Genomic DNA, 393 nt, shown 5'->3' with positions numbered 1-393 from the left:
GCTTCCATCGGGAATAAGGATCTGGCAGCCTGAGTTCCCAACTAAAATACTCTCCAGGAAAACCGGGGCGGTTCAGTCAGCTTATATTCCTTCTCAAGGGGTTTTGCATTTTTTGCTTTAATATCAGTCAGTGACATGGAAACGCCCCCTCGTTTGTTGGTAAAAGGGAAATCGAACCAGCATTACCAGCATTTTTACCATCAAAATGATATGGCTTCGAGTGGTTTTTAGTGAACGAGGGTGAACGACTGAGAGGGGATAACCAATTGATAGAAATGCAGAAAGCAGACGTTAGTGAACGTCTGCTTTCTTGAGAATGGCTCTCTGACTGGACTCGAATGCATTTTTAAACTCCTGTTTTATATAGTTAATTTATAATAACATAATTTATGT

General features: G+C 40.7%; 1 pseudogene. It reads right to left on the bottom strand.

Annotated elements, in window-relative coordinates:
* Window positions 1-71: 71 nt before the first annotated feature.
* A pseudogene (locus ACSZPU_RS26365) lies at window positions 72-137 on the bottom strand (tyrosine-type recombinase/integrase); the annotation flags it as partial.
* Window positions 138-393 lie beyond the last annotated feature (256 nt).

The organism is Phytobacter sp. V69 (assembly GCF_965644215.1).
GTDB lineage: Bacteria > Pseudomonadota > Gammaproteobacteria > Enterobacterales > Enterobacteriaceae > Phytobacter.
The sequence above is the reverse complement of the archived record's forward strand: the minus strand, read 5'-3'. Positions and strand labels throughout refer to the sequence as shown.